Raw genomic sequence first — 19,004 nt, forward strand, 5'->3', positions numbered from 1 at the left:
ACAATGTCTTCATTACAATCTCTCGATATTGCGGCGCGCTCGGCAACCACCACGCAGTCGCCGGTGGCCCGTACGCACAAGCCAGAAGTGGCCAAGCTGATCGACGTTTCCAGCTGCATCGGCTGCAAGGCCTGCCAGGTGGCGTGCATGCAGTGGAACGATCTGCGGGACGAGGTCGGCGAAACCCACGGCACCTACGACAACCCGATCGACCTGACGCCACAGTCGTGGACCGTCATGAAGTTCTCGGAAGTCGTGACCAAGAACGACGAGGGCGACCGCCTCGAGTGGCTGATCCGCAAGGACGGCTGCATGCACTGCGACGAGCCAGGCTGCCTGAAGGCCTGCCCGGCGCCGGGCGCGATCGTCAAGTACACGAACGGTATCGTCGACTTCATCAGCGAGAACTGCATCGGTTGCGGCTATTGCGTCGCCGGTTGCCCGTTCGACGTGCCACGCATCAGCAAGGTGGACTCGAAGGCCTATAAATGTTCGCTGTGCGCCGACCGCGTCGCAGTGAACATGGAACCGGCCTGCGTGAAGATCTGTCCGACTGGCGCCATCCGTTTCGGCACCAAGGAAGACATGATCGAGTACGCGGGCGACCGCGTGGTCGACCTGAAGGAACGTGGTTACCAGAACGCCGGTTTGTACAACCCGGCTGGCGTTGGCGGCACGCACGTGATGTACGTGCTGCAGCACGCGGACAAGCCGAACCTGTATGCCGGCCTGCCTGAAAATCCAACGATCAGCCCGACGGTAGCGCTGTGGAAGGGTATCGCCAAGCCGCTGGGCGTGGCGGCCATGGTCGGCGCTGCAGTGGCCGGCTTCTTCCACTACATGAAGGTCGGTCCGATCGAGACGCACCACGACGAACCCGATGTTCAGCCGACGCCTGGTCCCGACCAGCGCGACGACGAACGGGTATAAGGAGAAGACCATGTTTATCACTCGCTATCGCGACATGACGCGCATGAACCACTGGGCCGTGGCCCTGCTGTTCATCTGCGCCGGATTGACTGGCCTGGCCTTGTTCCATCCGTCGATGTTCTTCTTCAGCATGTTCTTCGGCGGTGGACAGTGGACCCGCATCCTGCACCCGTTCTTCGGTCTGCTGATGGTGCTGGGTTTCGTGTTCCTGTTCTTTGCCGTGGTGCGCGACAACTGGTGGACCAAGACGGACACCGCCTGGGTCAAGAAGGCGCCGGAACTTCTCAAAGGTAACGAGCACGCGATGCCGCCTGTACACAAGTACAATGCGGGCCAGAAAGCCGTGTTCTGGATCTTTGCGCTGAGCCTGGTGCTGCTGCTCATCACCGGCTTCATGTTCTGGCAACCGTGGTTCGCGGACTTCTTCCCGATTCCGCTGCGTCGTTTTGCCATGCTGGTGCACGCGGCTGCGGCCCTGGCGCTGGTGCTGAGCGTGATCATGCACGTGTACGCCGCCATCTGGGTCAAGGGCTCGTTCCGCGCCATGACCCGTGGCACGGTGCACGAGGACTGGGCCAAGTCGCACCATCCGCTGTGGTACAAGGAAGTGGCTGAGGAAGCCAAGCGCAAGAAGCTGTAACGCTTGAGCACCGTCGTTCCCGCGCAGGCGGGAACCCAAGTTTGCATGCAATCCGGGCCGCATGCAGAATTAGGTTCCCGCCTCCGCGGGAACGACGTTTTCTGGCCACCGATTCAGTATCGACATAGCAAGAAATTCTAAGGAAGCATCTTTTCCATGAGCATTACCAAAGCCACCAAGCTGCTGAGCCCCGAAGAAATCGCCGTCCGGGCTGGCGAGCAGATGCCCTATATCCAGCTTCCGGTACGCCGCGAAGTGTTCTCTACCCGCGCCACCCGTCTGCGCCAGCTGGCGCCGGGGCACGCGATGCACGACTTCTTGCTGTTCGCCGCCGAACTGGCCGCCGTCCAGCACGAAGTGTTGCAAGATTACCCAACCGTCACGCTGCCAAGCCTGGACGACCTGGCAGCGGCCGCGCGCGCCGCCCAGGCGCCGGTGCCTGCGCCGCTGTGGCCGCGCGACCCGGTCTGGCGCGGCGCAATGCGCCGCATGCTCGAACTGCTGGCGCCGCGTCTGGCCGGCAGCCCGGCGCAGGCCGCCGTGCTGGCGCTGCTGGCCGCCGGCGACGACCATCTCGAAGGCCAGGCCGAACTGCTGCTGCAAGGCGCAGCCGGCCTGGACATGCGCGCCGCACCACTGGTGGCCGCGGGCCTGCAGGTGTACTGGACCAATATGGTCCTGGCCATCCAGGAAGCCTACGGCGTGGCGCGCCAGCAACCCTACGGCCGCACGCTCGACATGACCACCTGCCCGTGCTGCGGCAGCCTGCCGACGTCGTCGATCACCCGTGTCGACCAGACCGGCAGCAACTTCCGCTACCTGCATTGCTCGCTGTGCTCGGCGCAGTGGCATATGGTGCGGGTCAAGTGCAGCCACTGCGAAAGCACCAAGGGCATTCACTACCATTCACTCGAAGCACTGGCCACCGATGGCGCCGTGCAGGACGCCTCGCAGGCGTCGGTGCAGGCCGAAACGTGCGACGAATGCCATCACTACATCAAGATCGTGCGCATGGAGCGCGAGCTCAACGTCGATCCGGTGGCGGACGACCTGGCGTCGCTGACGCTGGACATCCTGGTGTCGGAAGCGGGCTACGAGGCGCATGGCATCAACCTGCTGCTGCTGTCCGGTGGCGAGGCCGATGGCGCCGATCCTGAACCACATCGGAGTAACTGATCATGTCGCTCAGCGAGTCCGTGGTCCACGGCTCGAAGGCGACAGTCAAGGATCTGCCTTCGATCGATAAACTGCTGCGTCTGCCGTCGGTGCAGGCGCAGATATCAAGCCACGGCCACACGGTGGTCGCCGGACAAGCCCGCGCGCTGGTCGACGACCTGCGCGCGCAGGCGCTGGCCGGTGTGCTGGCTGTCAGCGCCGTGCTGCCCGATGCGCTGGGCCAGGCTCTGGACGAGCGCATCGCGGCCCGACTGGCGCCGCGCATGCGCCGCGTGATCAACCTGACCGGCACGGTCATTCACACCAATCTGGGCCGCTCCGTACTGCCCGATGCGGCGATCCGTCACCTGACGACCATGATGGCCGGCCCGAACAATCTCGAATACGACCTGGACAGCGGCTCACGGGGCGATCGCGACAGCATTGTCGAAGGCTTGCTGTGCGACATCACCGGTGCCGAAGCGGCGACGGTGGTCAACAACAATGCCGCCGCCGTGCTGCTGTCGCTGGCCGCCCTTGGTGGCGGGCGCGAGGCGATCGTCTCCCGCGGCGAACTGGTGGAAATCGGCGGCGCCTTCCGCATGCCGGACGTGATGGCCAGCGCCGGCGCGATCATGGTCGAAGTGGGCACCACCAACCGCACGCACCTGGCCGACTACGAGCGCGCGATCAACGAGCGCACGTCGATGCTGCTGAAGGTCCACACCAGTAACTACATGGTGCAGGGCTTTACCAGCGCGGTATCCGAAGCCGAGCTGGCGCCGCTGGCGAAGGCGCGCGGTGTGGCGCTGGTGTCAGACCTCGGCAGCGGCTCGCTGATCGACATGGGCAAATATGGCTTGCCGCAGGAGCCGACGCCGCAGCAGATGCTGGCGGCGGGCTGCGATGTCGTCACGTTCTCGGGCGACAAATTGCTGGGGGGGCCGCAGGCCGGCTTGATCGTCGGCTCGCGCGAGCACGTCACGCGCATCCGCACCTTCCCGATGAAGCGCGCGCTGCGCCTGTCGAAACTCCCGCTGGCGGCGCTGGAAGCCACGCTCCAACTGTATCTGCAACCTGAACTGCTGGTGCGCGAGCTGCCGACGCTGCGCTGGCTCACCCGGACGCAGGAGCAAGTCGGCGCGACCGCAAACACCATCCTCGGTCCGCTGCGCGAGGCGCTGGCGCCGCGCTACACGGTTACGCTCGAGGCGATGCTGAGTCAGATTGGCTCCGGCTCGCTGCCGATCGACCGCCTGCCATCGTGCGGGCTGGCCATCGCCCCGGTCTTGGCCGGCAAGCGCGGCATGGGCACCGCGCTCGATGCGCTGAGCGACGCGCTGCGCGGCTTGCCGGCCCCAGTCATCGGGCGCATCGCAGAAGACCGGGTGCTGCTCGATTGCCGCTGCGTCGATGATCCGAACGAGGTGATCGGCCAGCTTGCCGGGCTGCGCCTGGCCTTGATCGGAGAAACGCCATGATCGTCGGCACCGCAGGCCACATCGACCACGGCAAGACGGCGCTGGTGCGCGCACTGACGGGCATCGACGCCGATCGCCTGCCGGAAGAAAAACGGCGCGGCATCACCATCGAACTCGGTTACGCCTGGATGCCATTGGACGATGGCAGCCGGATCGGCTTCGTCGATGTGCCCGGCCACGAGAAGCTGGTGCGCACGATGGTGGCTGGCGCCAGCGGCATCGACTTCGGCTTGCTCCTGATCGCGGCCGACGACGGGCCGATGCCGCAGACGATCGAGCATGCGACCATTCTGTCGCTGCTGGGCGTGCGGCGCGGCGCGGCCGTGATCACCAAGATCGACCGCGTGGATGCCGGGCGGGTAGCCGACACCGAAGCGCGCGTGCGTGCGCTGTTGGCCAGCAGCGGACTGGATGATTATCCGGTGCTGCACGTCTCGAGCGTGCGTGGTGACGGCATCGACGCATTGCGTGCGAGGCTGGTGCACGAACTGGCGGCAGCGCCGGTGGGTGGCGTGGACGGCGCGGGTTTCCGGATGGGGCTGGACCGCGCGTTCACCCTCGATGGCGTCGGCACCGTCGTCGCCGGCAGCGTCTCGGCCGGCAGTGTGACGATTGGCGACGCGCTGGCCCTGGCGTCCACGCCGGACGCTGCCCACCGCGTGCGCAGCCTGCAAGTGCACAGCCGCGCGGCGCAGGATGCCCATGCCGGCCAGCGTTGCGCCGTCGGCCTGGCCGGACTTGAACGCACCGATGAATTGCGCGGCCAGGTGCTGTGCGACCCGGCCATCGCGCTCACCACCCAGCGGATCGACGTCTGGCTCCAGGTGGCCAGCCTCGAAGAAAAAGCCCTGCGCTCGGGTACGCTCGTCCACCTGCACGCGGCCACCCAGGATTGCCTGGCGACGGTGGCCGTGCTTGGCCAGCCGTCCATCGCGCCAGGCGGCGGAGCGCCGGCGCAGCTGGTGCTGCACAAGCCGGCCAATGTCTGGCATGGCGACCGCTTCATCCTGCGCGATGCCTCGGCGATGCGCACGGTGGCCGGCGGCCAGGTGCTCGATCCGCTCGGGCCCGTGCGCTATCGCCAGACGCCCGAACGCCTGGCATACCTTGACACGCAGCGCGCTGACGATCCGCTCACGCGCCTGCTCGGCGCGCTGGCGCAGGCGCAATATGGCGTCAATGGCGCGACCTGGCTGCGCAGCAGCGGCCTGGCGCGCTGGCCGTTCGATCTGGCGGCCGTGCCCGATATCGTTGTCGGTGCCGGCGGCGAGTGGGTGATTTCCCGCGCGCGGCTGGACGAGGCGCAGGCCGGCCTGCTGGCCGCCTTGCGCGACTTCCACGACAAGTATCCCGACGAGATCGGCCCCGATCTGCTGCGCGCCCGCCGCCTGGCCGCGCCGCGCATGCCCGAGGCGCTGTGGCTGCAACTGACCGGCCACATGATCGAGGCTGGCGCGATCGCCCGCAGGAACGGTTTTTTGCACTTGCCAGAACATGGCGTCGCGCTGCGCGCGGCCGAGCAGATCGTGGCCGAACACGCACTGCCGATGCTGCAAGAGGGCCGCTTCGATCCGCCATGGGTGCGCGACATCGCCCAGACGGCGCGCCTGCCCGAAGCGCAGGTGCGCCAGGTGCTGGGCCGCATGGCGCGCGGCGGCGATGTGTACCAGGTCGTGAAAGACTTGTTCTACCACCCGGCCGTGATGCACGAGCTCGCGGGCCTGGCGCGCAAGCTGGCGGCCGAGGAAGAGGGCGGGCAGGTCACGGCCGCGCGCTTCCGCGATTTGACCGGCCTGGGCCGCAAGCGGGCGATCCAGATCCTGGAGTTTTTTGACCGCATCGGCCTGTTGCGCCGGGTCGGCGACGCGCACCTGCTGCGTCCGGGAACGCTGCTGTTTTCCGAGAGCACGCGTTGAGACTGTCGCGATTCGCCCGTACAGGGTAAAATCGCGGCTCTGCGGAAGGAAATCGTCCCTGGTGGGGCGGCTGGGCTTCAAACCCAGTTGGTGGCGCCATGCGTCGCCGGGTGGGTTCGACTCCCGCATCCTTCCGCCATCCTTTCTGTTCTGCTCTGTTCGATACACTCCTATGATCATCCTTGGCTTCGACTATCCGGACGACTGTTACTTCGACCTCGACAACGATATGTGGTGCCGCGAGCTGGGAGATGGCCGCCTGCAGGTCGGCGTGAGCGCGTTTGGCGTCAAGATCAGCGGCAACCATTTCTATATGTGCCGCCCAAAGCCAGTGGGCAATGAGGTCGAGCAGGGCAAGACGGTGGGCGTCGTCGAACTGAGCAAGACGGTGGTGACGATCAAGACGCCGGTGGCCGGGACGATCGTCGAGATCAACACGGCGCTGGAAGAAACGCCCGAACTGATTCACCAGGACCCGTACGGCGCCGGCTGGATCTCCGTCATCCAGGCCAGCGACTGGGAACGCGACCGGGTGCTGCTGGCGCATGGCGCCGCGCTGGTCGAGCTGGCCGAACGGCGCATGCGGCTGGAACCGGTCGATGACTGGATCAAGCCGTGAGCGGACTGGCGATCATGGTCTGGTCGTGCGACCTGACCCGTCCGGAACTCGTGGCCACGCCGTTCATGACGGCGCAGGCGGCAGCGGCGCTCGATATGCCGGTCAAGATGCTGTTTACGAACCAGTCGGTGGCATGGCTGCTGTCCGAAAACGGTGCGCGCCTGGCTGGTTTTGGTGACGACCGCTGGACGGTCGCGCGGCATCTGGACGCAACGGTCGATCTGGGCATCGAGATACGCGCTTGCAGCCAGGCATTGAGCGCACTGGGCAAGAACCCGGCATCGCTCGCGCCGCAATGTGCCGGCGTCGAAGGCATGGTCGCGTTTGTGGAACAGGGAAGCGCGCCAGGCTGGCGCATGCTGGTATTTTAAGCCGCGACCATCTGCGCTTCTTTCGGTCCACCCCGGTGTCAGGTTCACCCCGGTGTCACGGTCCACCCCGGTGTCACCGGTCCACCCCGGTGTCAGGTCTGACATTTGGACACGGTCTCAAGAATGGACCCAACTTCGGTGTCGGACCCAACTTCGGTGTCACAACTTCGGTGTCAGGTCTGACATCCGGACACGAGCTCATACATAGTCATAATTTTCGTTTTTCTCAACAACTTCGGTGTCAGGTCTGACATCCGGACACGAGCTCATACATAGTCATAATTTTCGTTTTTCTCAACGGCATCACCGAAAAAAAGTGCGCTTCCAAAGCACTCAGATACCGTTGAGCTCGTGTCTGAATGTCAGACCTGACACCGGCTTTGTTACAGGTTTTCTGAAAAAAAGTGCGCTTCCAAGGCACTCAGATACCGTTGAGCTCGTGTCTGAATGTCAGACCTGACACCGGCTTTGTGACACCGGCTTTGTGACATCGGCTTGGCGCATGCTGGCGTTCTAAACGGCGATCATCGCGGCTTCTTCCGGCCGCAATGTCAAGACCGCCACGCCGGTCGCAGTGACCGCCACTGTATGCTCGAATTGCGCCGACAGCGAACCGTCGCGCGTCACTACCGTCCAGCCATCGGCTTCCGTGCGCACACTGCGCCCGCCGCGATTGAGCATCGGTTCAATCGTAAACACCATGCCTTCGACGAGTTTGAGGCCCGTGCCCCTGGTGCCGAAGTGCAGCACCTGCGGTTCTTCGTGCATCTCGCGTCCGATGCCGTGGCCACAATACTCCCGTACGACCGAGCAGCCATTTCTTTTTGCATGGCGCTCGATGGCCGCGCCGACGTCGCCCAGGTGCGCACCGGGCTTGACGGCGCGGATCCCTTTCCACATCGCTTCGTAGGTCGTCTGCACCAGGCGTCTGGCTGCCAGATCGACGTCGCCGACCAGATACGTCTTGCTGGAGTCGGCGATATAGCCGTTCTTTTCCAGCGTGATGTCGAAATTGACGATGTCGCCATCCTCGAGCACATCGCGCGTGTCGGGCACGCCGTGGCACACCACGTGGTTGATCGATGCGTTGAGCACGAAGCCGTAGTCGTACTGGCCCTTGCTGGCCGGGCGTGAGCCGAGCTCGTCGACGATGAAGCGTTCTACGAGCGTGTCGACCTCGAGCGTGGTCATGCCCGCCAGGGACAACCCGTCGAGCATGCCGAATACGGAGGCGAGCAACCGCCCCGACTCGGCCATGAGCGCCAGTTCATGCGGTTGCTTGGTCATGCGACGCGCAGCCCCGTAGTGAGTGGTGGCACCGACACGCCGGCGGCAGCCAGTTCGCGCGCCATGATCTCGTTGAAACTCAGCGACGGATTGGTCTCGGCCAGCATGCCGACCTTGAGCCAGAATGCGGCCTGCGCGTTGATCGAGCGGCACGACACCTTGGTGGCCAGGCGCACCTGATCGTGCAGGTCGCCATCGATATTGACAATGCCCATTGCACTACTCCTGTATATGTAACGTATACGAAGTATATATTCAGCCGGTCGCAAATGCCAGTAAAAAAAATGGCGCCGGGTGCAAGCCTGGCGCCATCGTCCCACTACGGACAATTACAGCGAGCGCAGGAACGCCAGCAACGCCTCACGCTCGGCCGTGGCCAGCTTTTCAAAGCGCCTGCGCGCGGCGGCCGCTTCGCCGTCATGCCACAGGATCGCTTCGCTCAAGGTGCGTGCGCGGCCATCATGCAGGTAGCCGACCTTGCCGTCCTTGCCCATCACTTTTTCGCTATAGCCGATGCCCCACAGCGGCGCGGTGCGCCACATGCTGCCGGTGGCCTGGCCTTCGACGTAGTTGTCCGCCAGGCCCGGCCCCATATCGTGCAGCAGGAGGTCGGTGTAGGGACGGATGGTCTGGTCACGCAGTTCGGCGAACTGGTGGTTCGAGCCGGTCTTCATCGACGCCGTGTGGCAGGCCACGCAACGCATCGTCTCGAACAGCTTCTGGCCAGTGGCGACCTGGCGCGTGTCGACGCGGTGCTCGTCGAGCGGCGCGACGCCTTTCGGGAAGCCGCTCGCCAGGCTGCGCTGGGCCGGTACGGCCAGCAGCGCCAGGTAGTTCGAGATCGACTGCAGGTCGGCTTCCGAAATCCCTTTTTGCTTGGGCGCCGTGGCGCAGGCCGCCGGGTTGGCGTCGCACGAGAGGCTTGGATACACGGGCGAGGTGACCGCCATGTCCGCCAGCAATGCCGATGCCGCCTGATGGCGCAGCGTTGCCTTCGAGGCCTTCCAGCCGAAGCGGCCCAGGCGCGTGCTGCCTGTCTCGGGATCGAACACGAAATTGGCCGTGCCTTTCACGCCGTCGCCGTCCGGGCTCGAACGCACCCGCGCCAGGATGTCGGCTTCGGGAATCGCTTCCAGAAGGCCCGTACCGATCATCGGCTGGGCCGCGCGCAGCGAGACGGTCTCTGGCACCGGACCGTCGAAGGCGATTTTTGGCTTGCGCAGTTCGACCGCGCTGCCATCGGCGAGCGTGACCACGCGGCTGTCGAAGCCCGTCACGCGCACGCCCGTGCCCCAGTTCTGCGGCGTGCCGTTGCTCGACAAGGCATTCATCTGCACGGTGGTGCCGTAGGTCGGATGCGGCAGTTGCTGGCCTTGCGGGCCGACGCGGGCGACACGCACCGCCATGCCGTCCAGGCGCTGGTTGATGGCCGCCGGCGCCGGGCTGCGGCCGTTGCCGACGTGGCAGGCAATACAGGCCGACTGGTTGAAGCGCTGGCCTTGCAAGCCCATCGCCGCCACGTACTTGTCGTTGCCCGGCTCGTTGTGTTCACCCGTGGTGAAATTGGTGTGCAGCAGGCGGCGGCCTTCGACGAAGCGCTGCATGTTCTGCATGCCGACGTTGTTGTGCGGCTGCTGGAACATGAACAGGCCGTTGTCGCTGTAGTTGTACGAGACCGAGCCAAGGCCGCCCGACAGCACGTCGTCCGGCAGCGGCACCGAGTTCAGGCGCGGTTGCACGCCGTACCACGGGCGCAGGCCCTGGCCGACGACGTAGCTCCATTCCTGCGAATAGTAGCGGATGCCGCCCGTATCACCGATGGCGCCCAGCGCTTCGCGCGTGGTGAAGTACGAGGGCGAGACTTCGATGATGTCGCCCTTGACGAGCGGCCGGCCTGGCACGCTGCGGCCGGTCTTGAAGCCTTCGCTATTGAGCTCGCTGTGGCCCGGATAATCCTTTACCAGCAAGGTGCAGCCGCCGTTGATGCCGTTGGCGCTGGCCAGGCGGTTGTTTTGCGGGTACGGCGTCGGCTTGCAGATGGGGATATTGTTGTCGACCAGTTCGCCAGGGCGCATCCAGCCGTAGCCGGTGGAGTACGGCTCGTCGAACTGGCGGAAGAAAGCGACGCCGCCTTTCAGGAAGTCGACCGTCGTGTACTGGTTCACGACCAGCATCGGCTTGGTTACGCCCGCGACGCGGCTGTTGTCGATGATCTCGACGCCCCAGGTGCGGTTCTGGTGGTACTGCGGCACGAAGGTCAGATAATTGCCCGGGCCCTTGTCGAGCGGCAGGCCGGTGGCGGGATCGACGGTATCGTTCGGCCCGTAGCCGATCTCGTTCCACTCTTCGCCGCGCTCGCGGCCATGGCGCGCCAGGCCCCGGGCGCCGAAGCGTGTGACCAGCGTGCCGTCGGCCAGGGTAAATTGGAGCGACTCGATCGGATCAAGCGTGCCCGGCAGCGGAATCAAGCCGCTGCCGTTGGCCGGGAACGTCACGGCCGAGGTTGGCGCATCGGGCAGCGTGTTGTCGCTGCCCGGCGTCTTGAATTCGACCTCGAACAGCGAATACCCGTATTGCGTGGCGCGCGCCACGCCCTGCAGGCGCAGGTAGCGGGCGCCAAAACCCAGGTTGAAGAATTCTTCGACGCCGCCCTTGCCGGTGCCGACGTGGCGCAGCTGCGTCCATTCCTGGCCGTCGTTCGACGCCAGCACGGTGTACACCTTGCCGTACGAGGCCTCCCAGGCCAGCTTCATGTAGCCGACGGCGGTGGGGGCGCCGAAATCGAACTGGATCCAGGCGCCGTCTTCCGGCCGGCTCGACCAGCGCGTGCCGGGTTTACCGTCGATGGCCATGCCGGCCGCCATGCCGCCGTTTTCCGGCGTGGACGACGTCGCAGCGAGGGGCTTGATGGTCGCGCCCGGCTTGGTCAGGTCGATCGGCAGCTGTGGCGCCGGCAAGTCCGGCGTCGGGGCAGGTTCCGCCGGGGTGCCGGTGAAGGCTTGCATCTCGAGGATCGAATAGCCGTACTGGCCGGCGCGCTTGACGCCCTTCATCCGCAGGTAGCGGCCCTGGCCATTCAGGCCGGTGAAATCCTCGGTGCCGCCGACACTGTCGGTGACCGTCTTGATGGTGATCCAGTTGCCGCCATCCTCGGACACTTGCAGCAGGTACTGGCTCGCATGCGCGGCTTCCCAGTCGATCCGCACGCGGGTGATCGTCTGTACCGTGCCGTAGTCCAGCGTCAGGAACTCGTCGTCGGTGAAGCGGCTGCCCCAGCGGGTGTTGGTGTCGTGGTCGATGGCCGCATGGCCATCGAGATCGAGCCGCTCGGCGGAGCTGGCCTGGGCCTTGAGCGGCGTGAGCGCCGTTTCGGTGCTGGCGAACACGCCGGCCACGGCCTTGAGCAGGCTGGCGCTGGTGTTTTGCATGACAGCGACGGGCGACTCGCCATTGCTGCCACCGCAGCCGGCCAGTAGCAACGACAGCAACATCGATGGCGCGAGCGGCAGGCCGGGCATGCGGATGCGGCGTGACGACTGCCCGCGAGGCAGTTGATCCATGGTAAAACTCCTGAATTGTTCTTTCATTGGGATACCGCGCTCGCCTGGCAGCTCTGCCTGGCGCACGGTCCTGTTTTTTCCGCATGCCCCGGACCTGTGCAGCAGCGAATCCGGGTTGGTTGCTCTGTGGCAATTGTTAACCATAAAGTAACCGAACTCGTCAATACGTGTCAAGCGGTGTGCGCGAATTTGACACTCCTGGTAGCGTCAGAACATCGGTCAATATGACCACCAGTTGTTGGGTTGTCCAAAAAAACAATCGTGCGCAGCTGGTCTGTTCGTACAATTGCAAACTAGGCCGTTCACTCGGGCAACAATAGCGACATGCGAAGGAGATGACATGGGGAGATTGATCTTGTGGGCGCAAGCGCGGCCGGCGCAGTGGGCGCTGCTTGGCGCCCTGGTGGCGTGTTACCCGTTGAGTGCGTTCCTTCCAGCAGCGTGGGGTCGCGAGTCGGGCATCCTGGAAAGCCTGCAGGTGCTGGTATTGCTGAGCGGCTTCGTGCTGGCGATGGTGGTGTTCGTGCGCCTGCGGCCGGAGCGCACGGCGATGCTGGCATTGTGGGCCGCGCCGGTGTGGCTGTTGCTGGCGGGCCGCGAGCTCAGCTGGGGCCGGGCGTGGCGCGCCGTACCGGGATTCGATGCTGCGGGCAGGGCGCTGCCGCCGGAACCGCTCTGGTTCCAGCCGCTGGTCTGGCCCGCCGCCGCGCTGCTCATTGGCTGGCTCATCTATAGCGCCTGGCACTACCGCATCGACGAGGTGGTGCGTGTGGCGTTTGTGCGCAGCGCGCCGTGGCTGCTGCTGCTCGTGGCGCTGGGCGCGGCGGCGGGCTCGACCTGCGCCGAAGGCCATATGTCGTGCCATCTCGATCTGGTGGCGTCGCGTTCACAGGTGTTCGAAGAAATGGTCGAATTGCTGGCCTACATTGCGCTGTGCGGCCTGCAAGCTGTGGTATTGACGCATCGCGTGCCGGCATTGCCGGCGCGTCTCAAGCCACCGGTCGATGCACGTGTAAAAGAGCTGCGCTAAGCCCGACTTCATGGCGCGCGGCATGTGGCTTGCTTGCCAACTGGGACAAATTGCCCGTTTGTCGCGCTGCCGTTTTCCACTAGCATGATGGGTTTTGCGAAATGACCACCTGCCCGCGCTGGTCGCCCGATCATGTCGAATTCAAAAGTTGTCGAAATCCAGCCGGCCGACCTGGCCATCCCTGACACGTCCGTGACGGCACGCGCACTGGCGCGTGCCAGCCAATACTGGGCGCTGACCAAGCCGCGCGTGACGATGCTGACGGTGTTCTGCGCCGTCATCGGCAGTCTGCTGGCGACCGACGGCGTGCCTGATATCAGGGTCTTGCTGTGCAGCGGCGCCGGCATCTGGCTGTTTGCCGGCGCTGCGTTTGCCGTCAATTGCCTGCTCGAGGCGCGCGTCGATGCGCGCATGACGCGTACGGCGCGCCGCGCCACCGCACGTGGCGATCTCGCGCCGGGCCAGACGATCGTGTTCTCGCTGGCGCTGGGCGGGGCTGGCGCAGTGTTGTTGTATACCCAGGTCAATCCGCTGACGATGTGGCTCACGCTCGCGACCTTTGTCGGCTACGCCTTCATCTACACGCTGCTGCTGAAACCGGCCACGCCGCAGAACATCGTGATCGGCGGTTTCGCCGGCGCGATGCCGCCGGCGCTCGGCTGGGCGGCGATGGCCAACGGCGTGCCGCTCGAGGCCTGGCTGCTGGTGTTGATCATCTTCTTGTGGACGCCGCCGCATTTCTGGGCGCTGGCGATGGCGCGGCGCGACGACTATGCGCGCTCCGGCCTGCCGATGCTGCCGATCACCCACGGCATGGCGCACACGGGCCTGCAGGTGTGGCGCTACAGCGTGGCACTGGCCGTCGGCACGGCGCTGCCATGGGCGGTCGGGATGAGCGGACCGTTCTACCTGGCCGCCGCGTGCGCCCTGAACGCCGTGTTCCTGCGGCATAGCTGGCTGATCCACAAGCACTATAGCGACGCCATCGCCCGCAAGGCGTTCACTTGGTCGATCGTCTACCTGGCGCTGCTGTTCGGCGCGCTGCTCGCCGACCATTACTTGCACCTGATATTGTCAGTTTGACTGGTTTTTGGTACGTCATCGAACAGAAAGGGCGAACACTAATATCTTAAGCTGTTCTCCATGACAGCTCGATACCACTCCGCCCCCACGACGAGGATGCGCAGCAATCCGGCGCCTCTGCCCCTTCCAACCGAGCGCCGCCAGACCGTGCGGCCCGCGGCTCTGGCGCCCGAAGACGTGCGCGACAGCGCCGACCTGGCCCGCCTGATCGAACAACTGGGCTGCGGCGACGATCTGATCGTCGTCTCCAACCGGGCGCCATGCGTCCATTCCAGATCCGCCGACGGCATCGTGGCGCAGCGCCCCGCCGGCGGCCTGGTCACCGCACTGGAGGCCGTGCTCTCGAAAGAAGGCGGCTGCTGGATCGCCCATGGCAGCGGCGACGCCGACCGCGCCACGGTCGACGCCAACGATCACGTGCTGCCACAGCACATCGACGCGCCATACCGGCTGCGCCGCCTGTGGCTGAGCGACACCGAGGTGGCCGGCTACTACGACGGCCTGGCCAATGAAGCGCTGTGGCCGCTGTGCCACCGCACCGGCGTCGCGCCGACCTTCCGTGCGGCGGACTGGGCCAATTACGTGGCCGTCAACCGGCGCTTTGCCGAGGCAGTGGTCGCGGAAGCGTCCAGCGCGCGGCCCGTGGTGCTGGTGCAGGATTACCACCTGGCGCTGGTGCCGCAGATGGTGCGCGAACAATTGCCCGACGCCGTGATCATCCTGTTCTGGCATATACCGTTCCCGACACCGCAAGTGCTCGCCACCTTCCCCTGGGCCAGCGAGCTGATGGCGGGCCTGCTGGCCAGTACCGTGATGGGCCTGCAAACACCGGGCGACCTGACCAACTTCAGCCTGGCCCGCGCCAAGATTGCAGGTGCTCATGGACGCGGTGTGGCGCATGCCGGCGCCTATCCGATCTCGATTGCCTGGCCGGCGCGCGCCGATGTCGCCGCGCCTGGCGTGCGCGAGTCGGTAGGCCGGCAGTTCGGCATCGCCCCCGGCGTGCGGCTGCTGGTGGGTGTCGATCGCATGGATTACACCAAGGGCTTGAGCGAACGGTTGCAAGCGTTCGAGCTGCTGCTCGAGCGCCGGCCCGATCTGCGCGGCCATGTCACGCTGCTGCAGATCGGCGCGCCGTGCCGCTCGGCGCTGGCCGCATATCAGAAGATCACGCGCGACGTGGGTGCGCTCACGCAACGTGTCAACGCGCGCTTCGGCAAGGACGGCTGGCAGCCGGTGGTGCTGCATGCGCAGAGCGCCGATGCGGCCACCGTCACGGCGTGCTACCGCGCAGCCGACGTGTGCCTGGTCACGAGCCTGCACGACGGCATGAACCTGGTGGCGAAAGAATTCGTGGCGGCCCGCACCGACCTGCGTGGCGCGCTGGTGCTGAGCAGCCAGGCCGGCGCCGCCGCCGAACTGCATCAGGCCTTGATCGTCGACCCGCGCGATATCGCCGGCATGGCGCGCGCCATCGAACGCGCGCTGGACATGTCGCCGGACGAGCAGACCCGGCGCCTGCGCGCCATGCGCGGCGTCGTCAGCCAGTTCACGGTGTTTCGCTGGGCGGCAGCGTTGCTGGTCGACGGGATGCGCATTGGGGCGGGGCGCCAGTCGGGCCGCATTGCCATGATGGCCACGGAACGCGCCTAGAGACAGCGTCCCCGGCGGCGCTCACGCCGTCGGCAGGGACGCTTCCAGTTCGCACGTCACGGCCAGCAGTGTGTCGCCGAAACCGCCGCGCGCCCGCGCATCGAGCCTGGCGCTGGTGAATACGCGGGGCAGCGCGCTCCACGCGAAGCGCGCGCCCGTTCGTTCCAGTGCCCGCACCAGGAGCACATCTTCATGGCAGGCCACCGCCGCAAAGCCGCCCGCGGCCTGGTAGGCCAGCGCGCACACGCCCAGGTTGGCGCCATGGATGTGGCGGTGATCTTCGCGGTCCTGATAGGTGAGCGCGAAGTGCTCGCGCAGCAATTGGGCCTTGTCGGCGTGGGGCGACCAGTCGTCGACAGCCACCGAGCCGCACACGACTTGCGCGCCGAGCGCGACCTGCGCGGTCAGCCATTGCGGCGAGACGCGCGTGTCGGCATCGGTGAAGGCCAGCCAGCGCGCATCGGCAGCGATCAGGTGCAGGGCGCCGGCCGCGCGTGCGCTGCCTACCTGGCGCGCCGAGATTTCCAGCGCGTCGAGGCGGCAGCCGGCCAGCGTGAACTGCGGCTGCCACTCGCGCACGACGTCGGCCGAGCCATCGTCGCAGGCGTCGAGTACGACGCACACCAGCACCGGTTCGCCCGCCAGCTGCGGATGCGTCGCCGCCCGCAGCACCGCGTGCAGGCAGGCGCCGAGGCACGCCTCTTCGTTATGGGCCGGGATCGCGACGCCGATCATGGCTGGTGGCCTGTCAGCCGCCACACGTCGAGCACGAAATCGGCGTCGAGATGGTGCAGCGTGCGGTACAGGCCAGGCAGCGCGTCGGCAATGCCATGCACGACTGCGGTGGGCGTCACGCGGTCGTCGAAGTCGTGCAGGTAGTGGCACAGCACCAGTTCACCGTCCGGCGCCAGGCTGGCGCAGGCGCTCGTGAGCATCGCCGTGATTGCGTCCCGATCGAAGTAATAGGCCAGTTCGCTCAGCACGATCAGGTCGAACGTCTCGTTGACCGGCCAGTCGGTCGGCAGGCGACGCCTTTCAAAGCGGATGCCCCGTGCGGCGGCATCTGGCACGCGGCGGTGCGCCGCTTCCAGTGCACTGGCGGCGCCGTCGCAGGCCAGCAGGCGTTCGCAGCGCGCGGCCAGCGCGGCGCTCATCTCGCCATTGCCGCAGCCCGGCTCGAAGGCGCTGCGGTAGCGCGGCTTGGCGAGGCTGGCCAGCAGGATCGCCCGCTTGCGCTGCTCGTACCAGGCGCCGCGCACGTCCCACGGGTCGTCCGAGGCGGCGTACAGCGTTTCGAAATGGGTGAGAGGCTGGGCGTTACGCATGGTCGGTAAAGTACAGTTCAAAGGGATGCAGGACCCGTTCCATCGCGAACGCGGGCAGGATGGGCGCCGCGCCGCTGCTCGCGTCGCCCTCGATCTGGCTGTGAAAGCAGCCGAGCGCGGCGCGCTTGCGCACCAAAGAGGCGTGCGGCGCCGGCAGCTTGCGCGCCTGCGCCAACGGCATCGCGCCATCGCCCGGCGCGCTCCAGTGCCAGCCCCAGACGGGCGCTTGCAGCAAACGGGCGCCGCGCTGGCGCGCCACGTTCGCGCAGGCCAGCGCCGTCGACTCGTGGTCGGGATGGCCATCGAAGCGCCAAGTGGTGATGACGACGTCGCCCGGCTCGACGATGGCGGCCAGTTGGTGCTCCAGAAGCGCCGCCGCATCGGTTACGCCGCCATCGGGAATGGCCAGGCGCCGCACGCGGCTGGCGTCGATGCCCAGGCACGCCAGCGCCGTATTCGTCTCGCTCGTGCGGACCTGGCGCAGGCGCTGCGGCGGCCATTCGGACGAGCCGGGATGACTGGCTTCGCCATCGGTGACCGCAACGATCAGCGGCGCGTCGCCGCGCGCGGCCACCAGGTGCAGCAGGGCGCCGCAGGTCAGGATCTCGTCGTCGGGGTGGGGCGCGACCACGACCACGCGCGCGCCCGGCGGGATCAGCTCGGCGAGTTCGATGCTCGGGACGGCGGCCAGTGCGGCGTCGCGCGCCCAGTCGCCGGCGGACGGGCCGGCGCCGCCGATGTGGCGCGAGCGGTTCAGAGCGTCCATGGCGCCGCTCCTTCGCCGGCCACGAGCTTGCCGACGGCCTCCAGGTCGCGCTCGGCGTGGCTCTGGCGCATAAACACCGGCAAGTCGGCGTAGATGTGCGCCAGCGCGGCGTCCTTGCACAGCGGCCCCGCGCCCAGTGCGCGCCCGACCGCGTGCAAGACCGTGTTGGCCGCTGCCTCTACGCTCAGGCGTACCGTCAGCGCGGTGCGCATCGCATTCGCACCAGGCGCGCGGTCGATGGCGGCGGCGGCTTCGCGGATCAACGCGGCGCAGCCTTGCAGGGCCACGGTGACGTCGCCCAGTTGGGCCAGCCGGTGCGGGTCGCCCCGTTCGGCAAGCCGCGCGCGCAGTGCGTCAGCCAGGCGCGTGGCAGCGCCGAACCAGCACGCGGCCACGCCGGCGCCGCCGTGCCAGAAGCCGGCGCGCTCGACGTAAAAGCCCGGGCTGCCAAGCGGCGTGGCGACGACGTCGTCGAACCAGACATCGACGCTGGCGGTGGCGCGCATGCCCACCGCGTTCCAGCCGTCGTCGGTGATACGCACGCCGCGCTGGCGCAGGTCGACCGCGGCCAGCATCGGGGCGCCATCGGCATCCCAGCAGCTGACCACCGCATGCGCGACGCCTTGGGCGCCCGAGCACCAGGCCTTGCGGCCGCGCAGGACGCGGGCGTCACCTGCAGGCAGCAGCGCCAGGCGGGCATCGGGCGGCTCGGCGCACCAGGTGCCCCAGGTGACATGTGGCTGGTTCGCCTGCTCATGCGCCGTCGCTTCGTGCAGGATGGCCAGGGCGTCCGTGTGACCTTCGTACAGCTTGGCCAGGTTCAGGTCATGGGCGCCGACAGCGGCCAGCGCTCGCCAGCGCGCCAGCGTCGCCCCATGGCCGGGCAGGGGCAGGCGCCCATGACCACCCTGCACAAGTTCGGCCAGCGCCTGGGTCGGCGGCATGCCGGTGAGACTGGCGAGCCTGCTGCGCAGGGAGATAAGGGCAGGTGTGGCGGAGACAGGCGTCTGCATGGCGTCGACATAGTGATGTGCAATGCCTTGATGCTAGCAGTCGCCTGGGCGGTTCGCCTGTTCGCCATATCACATAGACAAGAAGTTATGTCAGCGTGGCGGCGTGCGTTATTCGCTACTCGTGGGGTTGCGAAATGGTAGCCTGCTACACTGTGGTCATTCTTGCTACTGGTAG

17 protein-coding genes and 1 tRNA gene are annotated in these 19,004 nt (G+C 66.5%); 11 read left to right on the top strand and 7 right to left on the bottom strand.

Annotated features, from left to right (window positions below; genetic code table 11):
* The first annotated feature begins 3 nt into the window (after positions 1-3).
* The 8 genes from fdxH to AB2N08_RS01305 all read left to right on the top strand — a co-directional run bounded on the left by fdxH (position 4) and on the right by AB2N08_RS01305 (position 7,112).
* Positions 4-930 carry a formate dehydrogenase subunit beta gene (fdxH, locus tag AB2N08_RS01270; RefSeq protein WP_367608815.1) on the top strand — a complete coding sequence of 309 codons (927 nt, stop codon included), beginning with the start codon at positions 4-6 and terminating at the stop codon, positions 928-930.
* A 10-nt stretch (positions 931-940) separates the two neighbouring features.
* Positions 941-1,570, top strand: a complete 630-nt coding sequence (locus AB2N08_RS01275; RefSeq protein ID WP_367608816.1) for a formate dehydrogenase subunit gamma — start codon at positions 941-943, stop codon at positions 1,568-1,570.
* Positions 1,571-1,726: 156 nt separating this feature from the next.
* Positions 1,727-2,746 carry a formate dehydrogenase accessory protein FdhE gene (fdhE, locus tag AB2N08_RS01280; protein ID WP_367608817.1) on the top strand — a complete coding sequence of 340 codons (1,020 nt, stop codon included), beginning with the start codon at positions 1,727-1,729 and terminating at the stop codon, positions 2,744-2,746.
* Positions 2,747-2,748: 2 nt separating this feature from the next.
* Positions 2,749-4,206, top strand: coding sequence for an L-seryl-tRNA(Sec) selenium transferase (gene selA / locus AB2N08_RS01285; protein ID WP_367608818.1), 1,458 nt, complete (start codon positions 2,749-2,751; stop codon positions 4,204-4,206).
* The gene (gene selB, locus AB2N08_RS01290) at positions 4,203-6,122 is read left to right on the top strand and encodes a selenocysteine-specific translation elongation factor (RefSeq protein ID WP_367608819.1); all 1,920 of its coding nucleotides are present in this window, start codon (positions 4,203-4,205) and stop codon (positions 6,120-6,122) included. The genes selA and selB overlap by 4 nt, the downstream gene beginning before the upstream one ends.
* 43 nt (positions 6,123-6,165) lie before the next feature.
* A tRNA-Sec gene (locus AB2N08_RS01295) sits at positions 6,166-6,261 on the top strand.
* Between the two features lie 33 nt (positions 6,262-6,294).
* Positions 6,295-6,741 carry a glycine cleavage system protein H gene (locus AB2N08_RS01300; RefSeq protein WP_367608820.1) on the top strand — a complete coding sequence of 149 codons (447 nt, stop codon included), beginning with the start codon at positions 6,295-6,297 and terminating at the stop codon, positions 6,739-6,741.
* On the top strand, positions 6,738-7,112 hold the full coding sequence (locus AB2N08_RS01305) for a hypothetical protein (protein ID WP_367608821.1): 375 nt from the start codon (positions 6,738-6,740) through the stop codon (positions 7,110-7,112). Before AB2N08_RS01300 ends, AB2N08_RS01305 begins: the two co-directional genes overlap by 4 nt.
* A 513-nt stretch (positions 7,113-7,625) precedes the next feature.
* Here AB2N08_RS01305 and map read toward each other — a convergent pair.
* The 3 genes from map to AB2N08_RS01320 all read right to left on the bottom strand — a co-directional run bounded on the left by map (position 7,626) and on the right by AB2N08_RS01320 (position 11,959).
* Positions 7,626-8,399, bottom strand: coding sequence for a type I methionyl aminopeptidase (gene map / locus AB2N08_RS01310; RefSeq protein WP_367608822.1), 774 nt, complete (start codon positions 8,397-8,399; stop codon positions 7,626-7,628).
* Entirely contained in the window at positions 8,396-8,614 is a 219-nt protein-coding gene (locus AB2N08_RS01315) for a ParD-like family protein (protein WP_367608823.1), read from the bottom strand. Before AB2N08_RS01315 ends, map begins: the two co-directional genes overlap by 4 nt.
* Positions 8,615-8,728: 114 nt before the next feature.
* Complete coding sequence (locus tag AB2N08_RS01320) at positions 8,729-11,959, bottom strand: di-heme oxidoredictase family protein (RefSeq protein WP_367608824.1); 3,231 nt, start codon at positions 11,957-11,959, stop codon at positions 8,729-8,731.
* A gap of 340 nt (positions 11,960-12,299) precedes the next feature.
* Between AB2N08_RS01320 and AB2N08_RS01325 the strand changes: the two genes are divergently transcribed.
* From AB2N08_RS01325 to AB2N08_RS01335, 3 genes are all read left to right on the top strand, one after another.
* Positions 12,300-12,989, top strand: coding sequence for a hypothetical protein (locus AB2N08_RS01325; protein WP_367608825.1), 690 nt, complete (start codon positions 12,300-12,302; stop codon positions 12,987-12,989).
* 132 nt (positions 12,990-13,121) lie between these two features.
* A complete protein-coding gene (cyoE, locus tag AB2N08_RS01330) occupies positions 13,122-14,072 on the top strand; it encodes a heme o synthase (protein WP_367608827.1) in 951 nt (316 codons plus the stop codon).
* A gap of 96 nt (positions 14,073-14,168) precedes the next feature.
* A complete protein-coding gene (locus tag AB2N08_RS01335; RefSeq protein ID WP_367608828.1) occupies positions 14,169-15,725 on the top strand; it encodes an alpha,alpha-trehalose-phosphate synthase (UDP-forming) in 1,557 nt (518 codons plus the stop codon).
* A 21-nt stretch (positions 15,726-15,746) separates the two neighbouring features.
* Here AB2N08_RS01335 and AB2N08_RS01340 read toward each other — a convergent pair whose 3' ends face one another.
* From AB2N08_RS01340 to AB2N08_RS01355, 4 genes are read right to left on the bottom strand one after another with little or no spacing between them, the layout of a single operon-like run.
* A complete protein-coding gene (locus AB2N08_RS01340) occupies positions 15,747-16,460 on the bottom strand; it encodes a glycosyltransferase (RefSeq protein ID WP_367608829.1) in 714 nt (237 codons plus the stop codon).
* Entirely contained in the window at positions 16,457-17,050 is a 594-nt protein-coding gene (locus AB2N08_RS01345; protein ID WP_367608830.1) for an SAM-dependent methyltransferase, read from the bottom strand. The genes AB2N08_RS01340 and AB2N08_RS01345 overlap by 4 nt, the downstream gene beginning before the upstream one ends.
* Positions 17,043-17,816 carry a PIG-L deacetylase family protein gene (locus AB2N08_RS01350; protein ID WP_367608831.1) on the bottom strand — a complete coding sequence of 258 codons (774 nt, stop codon included), beginning with the start codon at positions 17,814-17,816 and terminating at the stop codon, positions 17,043-17,045. Before AB2N08_RS01350 ends, AB2N08_RS01345 begins: the two co-directional genes overlap by 8 nt.
* Entirely contained in the window at positions 17,804-18,829 is a 1,026-nt protein-coding gene (locus AB2N08_RS01355) for an acyl-CoA dehydrogenase (protein WP_367608832.1), read from the bottom strand. Before AB2N08_RS01355 ends, AB2N08_RS01350 begins: the two co-directional genes overlap by 13 nt.
* Between the last annotated feature and the right edge of the window lie 175 nt (positions 18,830-19,004).

Source organism: Massilia aurea, from assembly GCF_040790145.1.
Taxonomy (GTDB): domain Bacteria; phylum Pseudomonadota; class Gammaproteobacteria; order Burkholderiales; family Burkholderiaceae_D; genus Telluria; species Telluria aurea_C.